Below are 17,107 nucleotides of genomic sequence, written 5' to 3'. Positions count from 1 at the left end.
TTATTATTTTACAAACTAATAAGGACGAGGGAATATGTGAAGTACAGAAGTAATCATTGGCTATCCTACAAAATGCAGAGAACGAAAGAAAATAGGCAAAGATATTTTTCCCTTTTTCATGTTTCCTTTTGCATTGTTTTCAGAAACTCCTATATTTGCTCGCCTTTAATTCCACTTATCATGTCAGGAATCTTCCATGAATCAAAAAATACTTGCAATGTTGTTTGCCATCGTCATGCTCGGCACGTTCTATTTTGTTGTCCGAACGGGGCAGAGGAGCGCTGATATGTTGTTGGTGAATGGCGCAGTTTATACGCTTGATGAACGAAACACAGTGGCTCAAGCAGTTGCTATCAGAGGCGAGCGGATTGTTGCGGTCGGTTCGACCGGCGAGTTGATGAAGCAATTCAAAGGAGTGATGGCGATTGATTTGCAAGGCAAAACTATTATGCCCGGATTGATTGATGGACACGCGCACATTCTCGGTGAAGGGGGACGAATTGTCAATCTCGATTTGCGGGGAACAACTTCTGCCGAACAAATTGCCGACATGGTTGGACGACGTGCGCAGGAAATTCCCGCCGGACAATGGATTATCGGTCGGGGTTGGGACCAAAATGATTGGGATGTGAAAATGTTTCCGAACAAGGAATTGCTTGACAGAGTTGCGCCGAACAATCCCGTGATGCTTCGTCGTGTTGACGGACATGCGGCATGGGTGAACAGCAATGTGCTGACACTTGCAAACATCACCTCAGCAACACAAGATACTGTTGGCGGAAAAATTCATCGCAGTGCGAACGGAGAACCGACAGGAATTTTGATTGATAACGCAATGGATATGATTACGAATGTTGTTCCGCCATTGACCGATGCAGAAGTCGAACAGCGACTTCTTGCCGCACTGAACGAATGTGCAAGTCTCGGCTTGACGCAAGTGCATGACATGGGAGTTGGACTTCAGACAATACGGGTGATGAAGAAAATAATTGATGAAGGAAAATGCCCGATTCGGATTTACGCGCTAATTGATGGCGCGGGGGAAACGTGGAATGAATATCAGAAAAAAGGTCCGGAAATTGGGTACGGAAATTTACTCACCATTCGTGGAATCAAAATGTATATGGATGGCGCTCTTGGTTCACGCGGTGCGGCTTTGCTGGAAGAGTATTCTGATGAACCGGGAAACAGCGGATTGACTGTAACGACAGAAGAACAACTTCGATTAATTTGTCAACAAGCGTACGCGAGAGGATTTCAGGTCTGCACACATGCGATAGGAGACAGAGGAAACAACATAGCGCTGAATGTGTATGAATCTGTGCTGAAGGATTTACCAAAAGAAACTCCGTCGCCGCGATGGCGCATCGAACATTGTCAGGTGCTTTCGCCAACGGATATTCCCCGATTCGCTCAGTTAGGAATTATTCCCTCGATGCAACCAACTCACGCAACATCCGACATGTATTGGGCGGAGGAGCGGCTTGGGGCGGAGCGTGTGAAATATGCATACGCGTGGCGTTCATTGATTCAAGAAGGAAATAAAATCATCGGCGGCTCGGATTTTCCTGTTGAAAGTGTGAATCCGCTTCTCGGCTTCTACGCGGCGGCGACCCGAAGCGATGTGAAAGGTTATCCCGCCGACGGTTGGCATCGTGAACAGAAAATGACTCGTGAAGAAGCGGCTCGAAGTTTCAGTCAGTGGGCAACATTCGGTTCGTTTGAAGAACATCAAAAAGGAACGATTGAAGTTGGTAAACTTGCAGACTTTACAATTCTCTCGAACGACATTATGACCGTTTCGCCTGCAGAGATTCTATCATCGGAAGTGGAGATGACTATTGTGGCGGGGAAGATTGTTTATCAGAAGTAGTTGAGATTTTGAGTAGTTGAGTAGATGAGAAGTTGAGTAGATGAGAGCATAGAGTTTAGAGCGTAGAGCGTAGAGCGGTAAGGTGTGGACTTAATTCAAACCAATGTTCACTCACCACTAACTATTCACCACTCACTAATCACTAATGACGAATGACCTTCCTGCGTATCAAATGTAACTCCGTCAGGCAAGAAAAAACAAAGTAAAAAAACAAAGACGAAATAATTCGAAATTGACAATTCGCAATTCGAAATAGAAAGAAAGAGATGTACAAGAAACGATTATTCACTCCCGGTCCGACGCCGGTTCCTGAGCAGGTGATGCTTGCAATGGCTCAACCGATGATTCATCATCGTCATCCTGAGTTTATCGAGATATTTGACCGTGTAAATGAGAACTTGAAATATTTATTCCAAACGCAACAGATGGTGTACACGCTGACGAGTTCCGGCACAGGAGCGATGGAGGCGGCTGTCTGTAATTTACTTTCACCGAATGACGTTGCGCTGTTTGTGAACGCGGGAAAGTTTGGTGAACGGTGGGGAGAAATTTGTAAAGCATACGGTATTCAAACAGAAGAAATAAAAATCGAGTACGGAAAAGCAGTAACTCCGGATGAAGTCATCAAACGGCTACAGGCACGACCGGAAATAAAAGTTGTGTTTCTCACACATAGCGAAACATCAACCGGCGTTGCGACGGATATTAAAACGATTGCACAAAAAGTTCGTGCAGTTTCCAACGCGTTGATTGTGGTTGATGGAATTACATCCGTCGGCTCGCTCGAAATGCGAATGGACGAATGGGGACTTGATATAGTTCTCACCGGCTCTCAAAAAGGATTGATGATTCCACCCGGACTTGCGTTTATAGCAGTCAGCGAACGGGCGTGGAAATCAATTGAAGAATCGAAGTTGCCGAAATTTTATTTCAGTCTGAAGAAGGCGAAGAAGGCAATCACCGGAGAAGGAACGCCGTGGACTCCCGCTGTTTCTCTCATCATCGGAGTTGATGTTGCACTGCAAATGATTCGCGATGAAGGAATTGAACATGTGTGGGCGCGTCATCAACGACTTGCGAATGCAGTTCGTGATGGTTGCAAGAAACTCGGGCTGAGACTGTTTGCTGAATCTCCATCGAACGCGCTGACATCAGTTTGTTTCCCGGATGGAATTGACGAGAAGCAGTTCACAAAAATCATAAAAGGAAAATACGGTTTCACACTCGCAGGCGGACAGGGTGAGATGAAAGGAAAAATTTTCCGCATTTCTCACCTTGGATATTATGATGATTTCGATGTTCTCTCTGTTATTTCCGCGTTGGAAATGACTTTAAAGGAGATTCGAGCGGTGAGCACTGAGCAGTGAGCGCTGAGTTGTCAATAGTCATTTGTCATTTGTCATTTGTGGATCTTGTGATACCTTAACAAAAATCGAAAAACTCAAAACCCAAACCTCGAACCTCAAACCCGTAACCAAAAGAAACAATGAAAGTCTTAATTTCAGAACCAATAGAAGAAAAGTGTGTAGAAATCCTGAAATCGGAGGGATTTGAAGTTGATTTCAAGCCAACGATGACTGCGGAGGAATTGAAGCAATCTATTGGAAATTATTCGGCGTTGGTAGTACGAAGCGCGACGAAAGTAACTGCCGACGTTCTTGCGAACGCATCAAACATGAAAGTAATCGGACGGGCAGGAACGGGAGTTGATAACATTGACATCAACGCGGCGACGCGAAAAGGAATTATCGTTCTCAATGTTCCGGGCGGTAACACAGTTTCTACTGCTGAGCATACAATTTCTTTGTTGATGGCGATGGCGAGAAATATTCCGCAGGCGCATCAAAGTATGAGAGAAGGAAAATGGGAGCGGAAGAAATATGTCGGTGTTGAGTTATGCGGAAAGACGCTTGGCGTTGTCGGTCTTGGGAAAGTCGGGAAGGAAGTTGCAAGGCGATGTCTCGGTTTCGAGATGAAAGTGATTGCGTTCGACCCTGTTCTCGCCCCCGAAGTCGCGGCGAAAATGGGATTCGAGTTGGTTGACCTCGACCAATTGCTTCGCCGGTCTGATTTCATTACGGTTCATACACCGCTTACCAACGAGACAAGAAATCTAATTGATGTACGCGCATTGGCGATGTGTAAGAAAGGTGTTCGATTTGTCAACTGCGCACGAGGAGGAATCATCAACGAACAGGCGTTGCTTGATGCGTTGAATGTGGGCATCGTTGCAGGCGCCGCGCTCGATGTGTATGAAAAAGAACCGCCGACAGAAAGTCCATTGGTAAAACATCCGCATGTCGTTGTGACTCCGCATCTCGGCGCATCAACAGAAGACGCACAGGAAAAGGTCGCAGTTGAAATTGCGCGGCAAGTTGCCGATGTGTTGAAGGGAAAAGATATTGTCGGAAGCGTGAACGCAGATATATTCCGTCAGGCGATGCGAGTGGAACTTCATCCCTATCTGACACTTGCAGAGAAGATGGGAAAACTGACGGCGCAACTCATGCAGGGAAAACTCTACACACTGAAACTTCAAACCAACGGAACGATGCTGAGTGAATCAAGCACTGCGCTGACTGCGGCAATGTTAAAGGGGTTGCTCGAGACGATGCTTGATGAACCGGTGAATTATCTCAACGCCCCGTTGATTGCAAAAGAACGCGGGTTGAATGTCAATCTCAGTCGGGAAGAAGACCACGAAGTGTATAATCAATTGTTGACCGTTTCTTATGAAACTGATAAGGAAAAGCGAAGTTTTGCCGGAACGGTCTTTGGCAAAAACATCAGAATTGTAAAGATGGATGGATTCTATTTTGAAATCAAGCCGGAAGGGCATCTGTTGATTTACTACAACGAAGACAAGCCCGGTATGTTGGCGGCAGTCGGTTCGATACTTGCCGGCGCAAGCATCAACATCGCAGGAGTTTCGCTCGGAAGATTCGAACAAGGGAAACAAGCGCTGACTATCATGAGTATTGATTCGCCTGTTTCTCAAGTCGTGATGAATCAAATAGCGGGCGTTGATGGAGTTGTTGGTGTGAAGATGGTCTCTCTTTAGTGAGTGGTGATTAGTAAGTGGTGATTTGTATTCTCAAAATTGTGAATGGTGAATTGTGAATAGTGAATTGTCAATAGTGAATTGATAATTATTATTTGAATCGTGAATAAATTTTATCAAATATTGTTATACCTTTGCTTTGGTTATGGTTGTTTCTATGGGTTGATATTTTCGCAGAAGCAATCAGGCGGAGAAAATCTTTTCGAGCGAAAGTTTCAGGATGCGGTTGCTTCGACTGTTGACCCGTCGGGAAATATTTTTGTGCTTGATAAAGGGACGAGCGAAGTATGTAAATTTTCTCCCGAAGGAAAACTCATTCACAAAATTGGCGGGCAGGGATGGAGCAATGATTCTTTCGACGAACCTTCCGATATTTTTACATCAAACGGACTTGATATTTATGTCGCTGATTATGGCAATCATCGCATTCAACGATTTGATAGAAATCTCAATTACGTTTCAACTCTGAGTTTGCGGGATGAAGAAAATCAAAACAGACGATTTGGTTATCCGGCAAGTGTCGCGGTTGATAGATTCGGCGCGCTATACATTATAGACGGAGAAAACATTCGCATCATCAAACTGAAAGGTGATGAAGTTGAAAGAACCTTTGGTGGTATTGATGCAGGGAAAGGACGTTTGCAAAATCCCCGAAAGATGAGAATCTCAGACGATGATAAAGTATATGTTCTTGATGGTAACGCAATCGTTGTGTTTGATATTTTCGGGAATTACGTACTAACGTATCCTGAAAACATGTTTGCTCAACTTCAGGCGATTGGGCTTTGTGAAGAAAATCTTGTTGTGGTTGATAGTTGCAGGCTTAATTTGTTTGGGAAGTTTGAAGTGGACAGTTCGTTAAGCAAAAGTATTAAAAATGTTCTTTGTGAGGCAGTTGAAGCAATTTTTACAAAAAAGAAAGTACTCGTGCTTACTAAACAAGGGTTGTTTGAGTATGAGAGGGAGAAATTGTTCATCGAAGAAAAAGAAAAATAATTTCAACTTTCCACACTTTTCGCTTGACAAATTCTGATGAAACTGCTATCTTTGTCAAAAATTAAATCCAAAATCTAAAACTAATTGGGAGAAATCCAATGTCATATTCATTAAACAGAGCAACACTTATTGGTCACTTAGGAAAAGATCCTGAAGTGAGTTATACAGCGTCGGGAATTGCCGTCGCTAAGTTTTCTATCGCAACGAACGAGCGATGGAAAGATGAAAGTGGAAATCTTCAGGAAAAAACTGAATGGCACAACATCGTCGCATGGCGGAAACTTGCAGAGATTTGTGGGCAATATCTGAAGAAAGGGAGTAAGATTTTTCTTGAAGGGAAAATTCAAACACGTTCGTGGGATGATAAAAATACAGGCATAAAACGTTACACGACAGAAATTGTTGCTGATAACTTGATTATGCTTGATTCGAAAGGTGGAGAATCCGGAAGCGGAGTTTCAACTCCAACACCGCCGCCACTTGATGATAATTACGCTCCACCACCATCGGTAAAAGATGATTTACCATTCTAATTATCTTTCATAATTATTGAAACGCGTACCGTGCGCAAAGACTTGCTTTCACGGTACGCGTTTTTATTTCTGTTCGATTCAAAACTATGATTCAAAAATTTTTCCTTTGTTTGACTCTCGCTGGAATCTTTTCGTTAAACATGTACGCCGCGGTGAGAGGGAAACATACGATGGTTGTTTCCGCAAATCAACACTCATCGGAAGCGGGGATTGAAATATTGAAACGAGGAGGAAATGCAATTGACGCGGCAGTCGCTGTTGGGTACGCGCTTGCAGTAACGTTCCCTGAAGCAGGGAATATTGGCGGCGGAGGATTCATGCTCATCAGGACGAAAGATGGAAATGCGACCGTGATAGATTTCAGGGAGACTGCACCTGCAAAATCTACTCGTAATATGTTTCTTGATGATTCTGGAAATGTTTCTGATAAAAGTATCAACGGGCATCTTTCTGTTGGTGTGCCGGGAACAGTTGCCGGATTTTCCAAAGCGTTGGAATTGTTCGGCAAGAAAAAACTGAAGGATGTTATCATGCCGGCAATCAAACTTGCGGAGCGAGGGTTTGTTGTTGACCGACGACTTGAATCAAACTTAGAATGGTACAAAGATGCGATGCTTCAATTTCCCCCGACTGCAAAAGTGTTTGCACCAAAGGGAACATTGCTGATGGAAGGAGATACATTTCGTCAGCCGGAATTAGCAGCGACGTTGAAACGCATTCAGAAGTTCGGGAGCGATGAATTCTACAAAGGGAAAACAGCAAAGTTGCTTGTTGAAGAAATGAAGCGAGGCGGTGGAATTATCACGCTGGAAGATTTGAAAAACTATAAAGTGGAAATTCGTCAGCCAGTGGAAGGAATGTATCGCGGGTACAAAATTCTCTCGGTGCCGCCGCCAAGTTCCGGCGGAATTGCTTTGATACAGATGTTGAACATCTTGGAAGGATTTACACTAGATTCGACAGAGTTTCATTCTTCCCGTTCCGTTCATTTGATGACGGAATCAATGAAGCGCGCCTTTGCCGACCGGTACGAATTTGCCTCTGACCCGCTTTTCGTTTCTGTTCCCACCGACCGACTTCTTTCGCAACTCTATCTTTCTCAATTGAAATTTGATATTGATTCAATCAATGCAACTCCTGCTGAAAAAATCAAACATGGAATTTTTCAAACAAAAGAAAGTGATAACACGACGCACTACGTTGTGGCAGATGAAGAAGGAAATGTCGTGAGCGTAACCTACACGCAGAACGATTTATTCGGAAGCAAAGTAACGGTTGCCGGTGCGGGTTTCTTGTTGAATGACATCATGGATGATTTTACAGCAAAACCGGGAGTTGCAAATTTGTACGGACTTGTCGGAACGGAAAAGAATGCAATCGAACCGGGAAAGCGACCGGTAAGCGCTATGGCGCCAACAATTGTTGTGAAGGACAGCCTACCGTTTCTTGCACTCGGCGCTCGGGGCGGACCGAGAATCATAACATCTGTCTTTCAAACAATCGTGAACGTGATTGATTTTAAGATGAGCGTCGAGCGTGCAGTGAACGAGTCGCGCTTTCATCATCAACTGTATCCTGATTCTTTGATGCTTGAACCGTATGCTCTTCCGAATGATGTCATTGCAAATCTTCGAGCGAAAGGACACAACATGATGTTTCCACCTTATTCATTAGCACAAGTTGAGGCGTTGTTTCGTGACCCGCTCACCGGTTGGTATTGGAGCGGAGCCGACAGAAGAGAAGGAGGAGTTGCACTCGGGTACTGAGATTTTGTCCCAACCATTCCACACCTTCCTGCCCTAATCATAAACTTGTGTGACATGAATTCCACACAGAAAAAAAAGTCTTTCTACAAATCTATTAATTGTCTTGATTATGTGTTTATGTTTCCAACGTTTTATTGGCACAGCCTTTGAAATGTTTTAGCGAAACAAAGATGTTCTGTATATTTTCATGGGACGTCTTTTGTTCATCAGTTGTAGTTCAAAATAAAAGAAGTTCTTTTTATCAGTTACGGGTTTTAGTGATGCTTTCTCATCTACAGTTCAATTTTGGAAGAAGCGCATTGGTTGCGGTTCTTCTCTTCACAATCAGTTTTTCTCTCCATTCGCAGTCGTGGACAGGAAGCGGACCTAATCATAAAAATATTCGGGCAGTTGCTCAATCTCCGGTGAGCGGAAATATTCTTTTTGCCGCGGCGTTTGGTTCGGGCGTGTATAAAAGCACGGACGGAGGCGCGTCATGGTTCAACCGCTCTCAGGGAATTATCAACACGTATGCTCGTTCAATACTCGCTATTTCCGATAACGATGTGTTTGTCGGAACAAACGATGGCGTGTTCAAATCAACAAACGGCGGTACTTCTTGGACGCTTGCCGTTACAACTCCTAATTCAGTCAGAGATATCGCGTATGATGTTTCAACAGGATTTTTGTACGCGGCAACGTATGGTGCGAATCTTTATAAATCAACCAACCTTGGAACGACATGGACAAATCATGTGGTGACCGACCCTGTTTCTGGAATGACAATGACGCACTTACGTGCAGTCGAGGTTTACGCACCTGATTCAATCTATGTTGGGGGTTCGATTCTTGATGTTGCTTCCGGCGGCGCGTTGTTCAAAAGTTCAGATGGTGGAGTAACATGGGCGCAAGTGCAACGAAACATCGGTATCAGAAGTACCGTCATGTCCATTGCGCTTTCACGAAATTATCCTGACTATAGTCTCATCATCGGTACTGCATCGAAAGGTGTTTACAAATCTGTAAACTACGGGTTGAACTGGACAGAGATTAACGGCGGCGGGACAACGAACCCGATGACCGATAAAAATACAAGTGCTGTTGCTTTTGGAACAGCATTCAGATATGCGGGAACTGATTCGGCAGGTGATTTTTATCGTCGTTCGCTCGGCGATGTAACAGATGGGTGGCCCAAAGGAACGGGGCTTCCGGGAATTCAGGCAATCATCAACGACATTCATCTTGATAATGTTGATGAATCCAAACTGTTGCTCGCTACTGAAGGAATGGGAGTTTATGGAAGCGTTGACTCAGGAAAGACATGGCAACCGCGAAACACCGGAATGATGGGTGTCTCTGCCCGCGATATTAAAGTTATTACAAATGGAAATGTCGTGCTCGCAAATGGTTTCGGCGATGGGATTTGGCTTTCATCAAATCACGCAACGACGTGGAATACGGCAACAACGTTGACAAGTTCTAACTCGGTTACATCGCTTACAACGACAAATAATGTTTCGATTCTGTACGCAGGTATTTATGGAACCGGAGTGTTCAAGACAACGGATGGAGGAGCGAACTGGGTTGTTTCAGATTCGACAGTCATCAATAAATATATTCGTGCAGTTGTTGCTCATCCTACCAATGCGAGTATTGCGTATGCCGGAACCGGAAACGGCGTGTTCAAAACAACGAACGGCGGCACATCGTGGGTGGCATCGAATAACGGAATCCCGTTCAGCACTTCGATTCGTTCGATTGCGATTGACAAAGCGAATCCGAATGTCATTTACGCAGGAACAGATTTAAATTATCTCTACAAAACATCTGACGGCGGAAGCAATTGGACAAACATCACCAATGCAAATGGATTTTTATTGCAAGATAGTTTTATCAGAACAATTACTGTTGATGCCGGAAATTCAAATATCGTGTATGTCGGTTCGGATAGCGGACGGGTGTATAAGAGTTTCAATGCCGGCGCAAGTTGGACATTACTTTCAAAGATTGCTTCAGTTAATTCGGTTCGTTCGATAGTTCGACATCCAACTGACAGAAGAGTTGTGTTTGCTGCAACGTTCGGAAGCGGTGTGTTTGTCAGCGCTGATAGCGGAAGCCATTGGTTGCCGATGAACGATGGACTTTCGGATTTAGAAATTTATGTTCTTGAGTGTGACAATGCGAATCCAATCAATGTGTATGTTGGAACCGGTTCGACCGGAGTATTTCATACGACCTACTCGTTTGTGAATCAAGCGCCTGTCTTATCAGCGATTGGAAATCAATCACTTCTTGTAACTCAAACTCTTTCATTGAACATTGCATCTGCAGATGGAAACGGAACAATGCCGTCTCTCACGGTTTCGGGATTGCCTTCCGGTGCGACATTTACTGATAGCGGAAATGGTAACGGTTCTTTTCAATGGACGCCGACGTATGCGCAAAACGGAACATACAATCTGACGTTTAAAGCATCTGACGGTTCGCTCGTTGATTCTGAAAAAATTGTAATTACAGTTACAAATCGTCCTCCGGTTTTAACGGCGATTGGAAATAAGTCACTTGTGTTTAACCAATCGCTATCGTTCGGAGTCAGCGCTAATGACCCGGATTTACTGACTCCGACGTTTACACTCCTCAATAAACCCTCCTCCGCTTCCTTTGTTGATAACGGAAACGGGACCGGAAGTTTTTCATGGTCGCCGACGTACTCGGACATTGGAAATTATTTCCTTCTCTTCATTGCTTCGGATGGAGTAATGGCAGACAGTGAAGCCGTTACCGTCACTGTGTTAGATACAACCGGTTCAATTATTACAAATATTTCTGTTGAGGATGGATGGAATCTCGCGTCCGTTCCGGTCGGATTAAATGATATGCGGAAGAATTCAATTTTTCCATCAGCGGCTTCCCAAGCGTTCGCTTATGAGAGCGGTTACATATCCAAAGATACATTGCAAAGTGGCGCAGGGTATTGGATGAAGTTTTCAGGCAATCAGCAACTACCGCTTGGTGGCGCTGTGATAAATTCTGATACGATTGATGTCAATGCGCGATGGAATTTAATCGGTGGAATTTCTACTCCTTTGTTGATTGCTCAAGTCGTTCCTGTCGCGCCTTCTTCGATTGTTTCAAGTTTTTATGGTTTCTCACAATCAGCAGGATATTTTTCAGAAGATACGTTGAAGCCCGGCAAAGCATATTGGGTGAAACTTGACCAAAGCGGACAACTCATTTTGGGAAATACTCTTCTTGGAAAGAACAATCCACGAGGAACTGAATCAGACAATAAGCAAGAAGAATCGTTAGTATTACAATTTACCGATGCAAAAGGAAGGAAACGGAACTTAGCATTGGGCACAAATCCAGCGTTGTTCAATTCGAGTAACGAACTCCCGCCCGTTCCTCCGAGCGGAGTATTTGATGTTCGGTTTGCATCGCAACGTTCTTTGGAAATTATCAATCCGACGAATAATCAAACAAACGAATTTTCTCTTCACATCCGAGGAGCGGAATATCCTGTAACTTTATCATGGAAAGGAAGCGCAACGTTCATGAACTCTACTCTATCATTTCGGGGAATTACGAACACTCAACCACTCAATCTCCGGTCTGATGGATTTGTCACGTTACAATCGGATCCGGAAAAGGCGTTGAAATTATTCATCGGGACAAAGGAAGCGATTCAACATCCAACCACATTTTTGTTGAGTCAAAATTATCCGAATCCGTTCAACCCGACGACAACGATACAGTACAATCTTCCGCAAGATGCGCTGGTGTACATGACGGTGCATAATATCCTCGGAGAAGAAGTAGGACAACTCGTTCAGCAGAAACTGACAGCTGGAGTACACACACAAACCTTCGATGCAAAGTCACTGCCGAGTGGTGTGTATTTTTACCGGCTTCATGCGTTTGATGTTGAAAGCGGATTTTTACTGTTCAGAGATTCAAAACAATTAACCTTAGTAAAGTAATACACCAATGATTGCAGTCGGCTTACTCATCGTTCTCCTTGCGGTGTACGGATTCTGGGAGTTCCGTCGTCATCAGCAAAACATTGATAAAGTTCCGATTCGGATTCTTATCAATGGAACGCGCGGCAAATCATCTGTTACACGATTGATTACCGGTGGTTTGCAGGCAGGTGGATTACGAACGCTCGGAAAAACAACCGGAACCAAACCGCGGTACATTTACCCCGACGGAACGGAAATTCCTATCGAACGAGTCGGACGAGCGAACATCATCGAACAACTGAAAGTATTTCGCAAAGCTGTTGCGATGGATGTGGATGCGCTTGTCGTCGAATGTATGGCGGTGCTACCTCCGAATCAAATCATTATGGAAAAGCAAATGGTGCGTTCAACAGTCGGAGTGATTACGAATGCGCGTGCCGACCATTTGGATGAAATGGGACCGACGGTAGAAGATGTTGCACGTTCGCTTTCACAGACGACGCCGACGAATAGTGTGTTGTTCACTGCAGAAGAAACATATTTTCCTGTTATGTGTACGGTCGCAGAAGAACGAAACAGCAAAGCAGTCCGAACGGTCAGCGCCGATGTTACGGATACGATGATGCAAGGCTTTTCCTATCTTGAACACAAAGACAACGTTGCGCTGGCGCTTGCTGTCTGCGAACATCTTAGCGTTCCACGCGGGCAAGCGTTATTGGGAATGCAGCGTGCGATTCCTGACCCCGGCGTTCTCAGAATATTCAAAGTGCATTACTACGAAAAAGAAATCGAGTTTGTCAACGGTTTCGCGGCAAACGACCCGGACTCGTATGTTGTTATTTGGGAAATGTTGAAGAGTTTCTTTTCAGAAGACAAGAAAGTTATTGTCATCGTCAACAGTCGGCAGGACAGAGTTCAGCGCACGGAAGCGCTCGCGGAATTAATCACATTCAGAATTCGCGCCGACCATTTTATTCTGGCAGGAGAATCCACAACGGTGCTGTACAATCGTGCGCTCGCTCTGGATATTCCTAAATCAAAAATTGCAGACAAAGGCGGTGACTCTGCCGAGGAAATTTTTCAATACGTGGCATCACTAACGCCGCGTAAATCAATAGTTATCGGAATCGGCAATATAGTCGGTTTCGGAGAAGAAATCGTTATGAACTTTACTAACCGAGGGAAAGAAATTGCTTACTGAATCTGCTCGCGAAATAGTATTCCAATCCATTGGTATAGGATTGGTCTTAAGTCTGGTGTTCTCGGAAACACTTGGCATTGCCGCCGGCGGCATGGTCGTGCCGGGATACATCGCTCTGATGATTCATCATCCGTTGAGAATTGTCGGAACAATTCTTGTCAGTTTGATTACATTCTTCACGCTGAAGTTTTTTTCAAACTACATGTTTATCTATGGTCGCCGAAGAATCGTGATGGTGATTCTGCTGGGATTTCTTTTCGGTTGGTTGTCGCGAGAGCTGTTAATCATCCAAACAAATTTCATGTCGTTTGAACTGCACACCATCGGCTTGATTATTCCCGGGCTGATTGCCAACTGGATGGAACGTCAGGGCGTCATCAAAACAATTTCGACAATGTTGATTGTGGCAGTGTTCATTCGGTTAGTGTTGATGATTACAACCGGCGGAGAAGTTTTTTTATATGAGGAATGGGTAATATGAAATGGAAAGATGGAAAAGCAAGTGAAGTGATGCTTGCCGGGCTTGCGTTATTTTCTCTGTTGATTTTTTATCTCGCAGAGCAAACGGCACAGTTGGAACGTCAACCGCATTTCGATAAGAAACTGCAAGCGGCGAAACTTTCGCTTGTCGCGCGTGAAGCAATCAAAAGTTATTCACAAACGCTCGGAATTAAAGTTGATATTCAGAACGACCCATACCGAACAGGAATCATCGGGCAGGAACGAACACCGATTACTTCCGACCGGGGAATTGTGACATCAAAAATTCTCACAACAAATCCGAACTATGCGGCGGCATTTGTTGATATGCTCATCAAAGCAAAAGTGAAAAAAGGAAGCACGATTGCAGTTGGTATGACCGGCTCATTTCCCGGCTGGAACATTTCATTTCTTGCCGCGTGCGCAGCGTTAGAATTGAAACCAATCATCATTACGTCAGTCGGTTCATCCGATTGGGGAGCGAATCTACCCGCGTTAACTTGGCTCGATATGGAACGAGTATTAAACGAACGGGGAATTCTCTCCTTCAAATCTTCTGCAGCATCGGTTGGAGGCGGTGCGGATAACGGGCGAGGTCTTTCACCCGAAGGGCGCGAACTTATCGTTGATGCAATCAGGAGAAACAATGTACACTTGCTTGATGAGGCGACATTAGAAAACAACATTGTGAAACGTATGGCGATGTATGATACGCTCAGCAAAGGACAAGCGATTGCCGGGTATGTGAATATCGGTGGCGGGGTTGCATCCATCGGCGGTTCACAAAACGCACGTCTTGTTCCTCCGGGTATGACACAGCATCTTGCAATAAAAAACTTTCCCGTTCGCGCAGTTATCGTTCGAATGGCTGAGCATGGAATTCCGGTCATTAATTTATTGCAGGTAGAAAAAATTGCCGAGCGGTACGACTTACCTCTGGAAATTGTAGAGAAGGAACCGGAGTTCGGGGAAGGCTCGCTTTTTTTTAAACACAGATATTCGATTACGAACACTGTAATATTGACTATATTTCTTTTGATTGTGTTATTTGTTTTTATTCGCATTGATGTCAAACACTATTTATTAAAACGAACAGCAGTCAAACAAACGAATCCGGAAACTGTATGAACACGAACAAATATTTTTTTATTTTTCTTCTCTTCCTTGTTGCTACGTTGCAAGGATATGCAGCAAAGACAATTACGGTGCGACCGCTTCACGGTGAAAGTGTGAAATTGATGATGAGCGGAAAAGAACGAACGTATTACCGTCTGACAAAATCGAACACCATTACGATTGAAGTTGATGGACCGGGAAAGTTGAAAGTTTTGAACCGGCTTGCATTTGCAAAATCAAGCAACGCCTCTGAACGGTTCACTGTGCGTGCGCTCGAAGGTTCGGAAGAAGTGAAAGTATTTTCCACGCAGACGGAAAAATCAACTATCCCGTACAAGAACAGTGATTTAGTTTCCGGCAAGAATAGAAAATTCACCATTAATGTGCCGGAAGGAACACACACGTATGTCTTTCGCTTGGATGAACCGGTTGCAGGAGAAGCCGCACTGAAGTTTTATTACACGCCATCAAAAATTAAAAAGAAACTTGTTACTATCGAAGCGCTCTCGTACGAGAAAGTTGTTACAGCGGTGGTGAAGGAAAAACTGATTACATACTACATTCACTCGAACAATCACAACGTAAAAGTTCGTGTAGTTGGTCCGACAAGAATGAAAATCAGCGCACGGTTGTGCTACGATGAGAAGATGAAAGGCGGGCAAAAATTTACCGTGACGATGTGGGAAGGGGAGAAGAAAGTGTTGACAAAACCGCTTTCGACGACGAAATCGGTCGGCGTAATATTTCAGGAACTGAAAGATGTCATTCCCGGAAAAGCGAATTCGTTCTACTTCGATGTGCCGGATGGAGAACATACATACAAGTTTAAGTTGGATGAATCTCTTGCGCAGGCAGTCGGGTTAAAGTTTTCCATTCCACAATCGGATTTGGATAATGAAGAATAAGTTTGCAGTTGCGTTTTCATTCATCATTGTTCTTTCATTTTTCGGTGTTGCACAGGAGGAGGATTCGTTGGGAGTAGAAAGCAGAATCTCCGGTGCTCTCGGAGTGACGCAGTATTATAACGACAATATTCTTGATTACTCTGCGAAAGATTTGTCGAAGTTTAACAACTTTGAAACTGAATACCGTGCCGCACTTGACACAAGTGCTCGAAATGCACGATTGTTAAAACAAAAATTCTCCATTGATAAACAAGACGATGCTATTACTGCGCTTCGCATACGGGGCGGAATTTCTACAGAGTTTATCACAAACAATCCGACTACATTCCGTTTCAGGATGGCGCGTTCGCTCTATGCACATAGCCCTATCAAAAATTATACTTCATTCGGCTTCGAGGCGCGACAGCGATTCCTGAAGAAATATTATTTCTCATTCGGTTACTCTCAACTTCCTGAATATTATCTCAGGAATCTTCAGTACAAAGATTACAGTTATCCCAAATCTTCGATTAACTATGTGAAAAATGTTCAGGCATCGCTGAAGAAGAATTCGCTTGAGTTTGAAATCGGCGGGAATCTTACATCGAAATTGTTTTCCTCGCTTCAGTTTGATATTGAACAGACATCGTACAACCGGGAGTTTGAAGAACGCAACAGCACAACAAACGTTTTTGCGCTCGATGGAAGTTACAAACTGACGAGAGCGATGAAACTCAATCTCGATTACACATATTCCAATGCCAAAGCGGACGGTAGCGACAATCCGGACACAAACATTGCCGACGTTACCAACTATTCACATCGTTTCAATGCCGGAGCGGAAGTGGAGTTGAAACGGGCAACAAAACTACCCCTCCAATGGAAATTTGTTGTTGTGTACGAATCTCAATCCTACACTTCGGAAAAGCCAACCGATAAATTTCATCTCGGAAGGAAAGACAATTTCTACAAAATTTTTACCGAGATCGAATACACGGTGTTGAAAAATATCAACCTCTCGTTAAACTATTTTTGGGAAGAAAACACAACCAACCTCGAAGAGACAAGCGACGCGGGAAGTTACCAATCGCATCAGGTGGGGTTAGGGGTTGAGTACTTGTTCAGATTTTAGACCGCTTCGTTTGTTAAGAGAGAACAATGATAGTGGTAAGTTGGGGAGTGAGATTTACGATTCAACATTCAAGATTCAAGGTCAAGATTCAAGATTCATGATTCAGGGTTTATATGTTAAAATT

12 protein-coding genes are annotated in these 17,107 nt (G+C 44.1%); all 12 read left to right on the top strand.

Annotated features, from left to right (window positions below):
• Positions 1-196 precede the first annotated feature (196 nt).
• The 12 genes from HY960_02040 (at position 197) to HY960_01985 (ending at position 16,983) form a co-directional block, all read left to right on the top strand.
• Positions 197-1,873: an amidohydrolase gene (locus HY960_02040; protein ID MBI5214514.1), complete on the top strand. Its 1,677-nt coding sequence runs from the start codon at positions 197-199 to the stop codon at positions 1,871-1,873.
• A gap of 266 nt (positions 1,874-2,139) precedes the next feature.
• Positions 2,140-3,240: an alanine--glyoxylate aminotransferase family protein gene (locus HY960_02035; GenBank protein MBI5214513.1), complete on the top strand. Its 1,101-nt coding sequence runs from the start codon at positions 2,140-2,142 to the stop codon at positions 3,238-3,240.
• 119 nt (positions 3,241-3,359) lie between these two features.
• Positions 3,360-4,934, top strand: a complete 1,575-nt coding sequence (locus HY960_02030; GenBank protein MBI5214512.1) for a phosphoglycerate dehydrogenase — start codon at positions 3,360-3,362, stop codon at positions 4,932-4,934.
• Positions 4,935-5,036: 102 nt separating this feature from the next.
• Positions 5,037-5,930, top strand: coding sequence for an NHL repeat-containing protein (locus HY960_02025; GenBank protein MBI5214511.1), 894 nt, complete (start codon positions 5,037-5,039; stop codon positions 5,928-5,930).
• A gap of 98 nt (positions 5,931-6,028) precedes the next feature.
• Positions 6,029-6,463, top strand: coding sequence for a single-stranded DNA-binding protein (locus tag HY960_02020; protein ID MBI5214510.1), 435 nt, complete (start codon positions 6,029-6,031; stop codon positions 6,461-6,463).
• Between the two features lie 86 nt (positions 6,464-6,549).
• Positions 6,550-8,229 (top strand): gamma-glutamyltransferase, encoded by a 1,680-nt coding sequence (ggt, locus tag HY960_02015; protein MBI5214509.1) that lies wholly within the window; start codon positions 6,550-6,552, stop codon positions 8,227-8,229.
• A gap of 260 nt (positions 8,230-8,489) precedes the next feature.
• Positions 8,490-12,188, top strand: coding sequence for a T9SS type A sorting domain-containing protein (locus tag HY960_02010; protein ID MBI5214508.1), 3,699 nt, complete (start codon positions 8,490-8,492; stop codon positions 12,186-12,188).
• A gap of 7 nt (positions 12,189-12,195) precedes the next feature.
• The gene (gene pgsB / locus HY960_02005; protein ID MBI5214507.1) at positions 12,196-13,371 is read left to right on the top strand and encodes a poly-gamma-glutamate synthase PgsB; all 1,176 of its coding nucleotides are present in this window, start codon (positions 12,196-12,198) and stop codon (positions 13,369-13,371) included.
• Positions 13,361-13,852 (top strand): poly-gamma-glutamate biosynthesis protein PgsC, encoded by a 492-nt coding sequence (gene pgsC, locus HY960_02000; protein ID MBI5214506.1) that lies wholly within the window; start codon positions 13,361-13,363, stop codon positions 13,850-13,852. The genes pgsB and pgsC overlap by 11 nt, the downstream gene beginning before the upstream one ends.
• Positions 13,849-14,979 (top strand): poly-gamma-glutamate system protein, encoded by a 1,131-nt coding sequence (gene pgsW, locus HY960_01995; GenBank protein MBI5214505.1) that lies wholly within the window; start codon positions 13,849-13,851, stop codon positions 14,977-14,979. The genes pgsC and pgsW overlap by 4 nt, the downstream gene beginning before the upstream one ends.
• Complete coding sequence (locus HY960_01990) at positions 14,976-15,872, top strand: hypothetical protein (GenBank protein ID MBI5214504.1); 897 nt, start codon at positions 14,976-14,978, stop codon at positions 15,870-15,872. Before pgsW ends, HY960_01990 begins: the two co-directional genes overlap by 4 nt.
• Positions 15,862-16,983, top strand: coding sequence for a hypothetical protein (locus HY960_01985; protein ID MBI5214503.1), 1,122 nt, complete (start codon positions 15,862-15,864; stop codon positions 16,981-16,983). Before HY960_01990 ends, HY960_01985 begins: the two co-directional genes overlap by 11 nt.
• Positions 16,984-17,107: the final 124 nt, after the last annotated feature.

The sequence above is a fragment of the Ignavibacteriota bacterium genome (genome assembly GCA_016212665.1).
Lineage (GTDB): Bacteria > Bacteroidota > Ignavibacteria > UBA10030 > SZUA-254 > FW602-bin19.
Note: the sequence above shows the minus strand (reverse complement) of the source record. Positions and strands in the feature narration are given on the sequence as shown.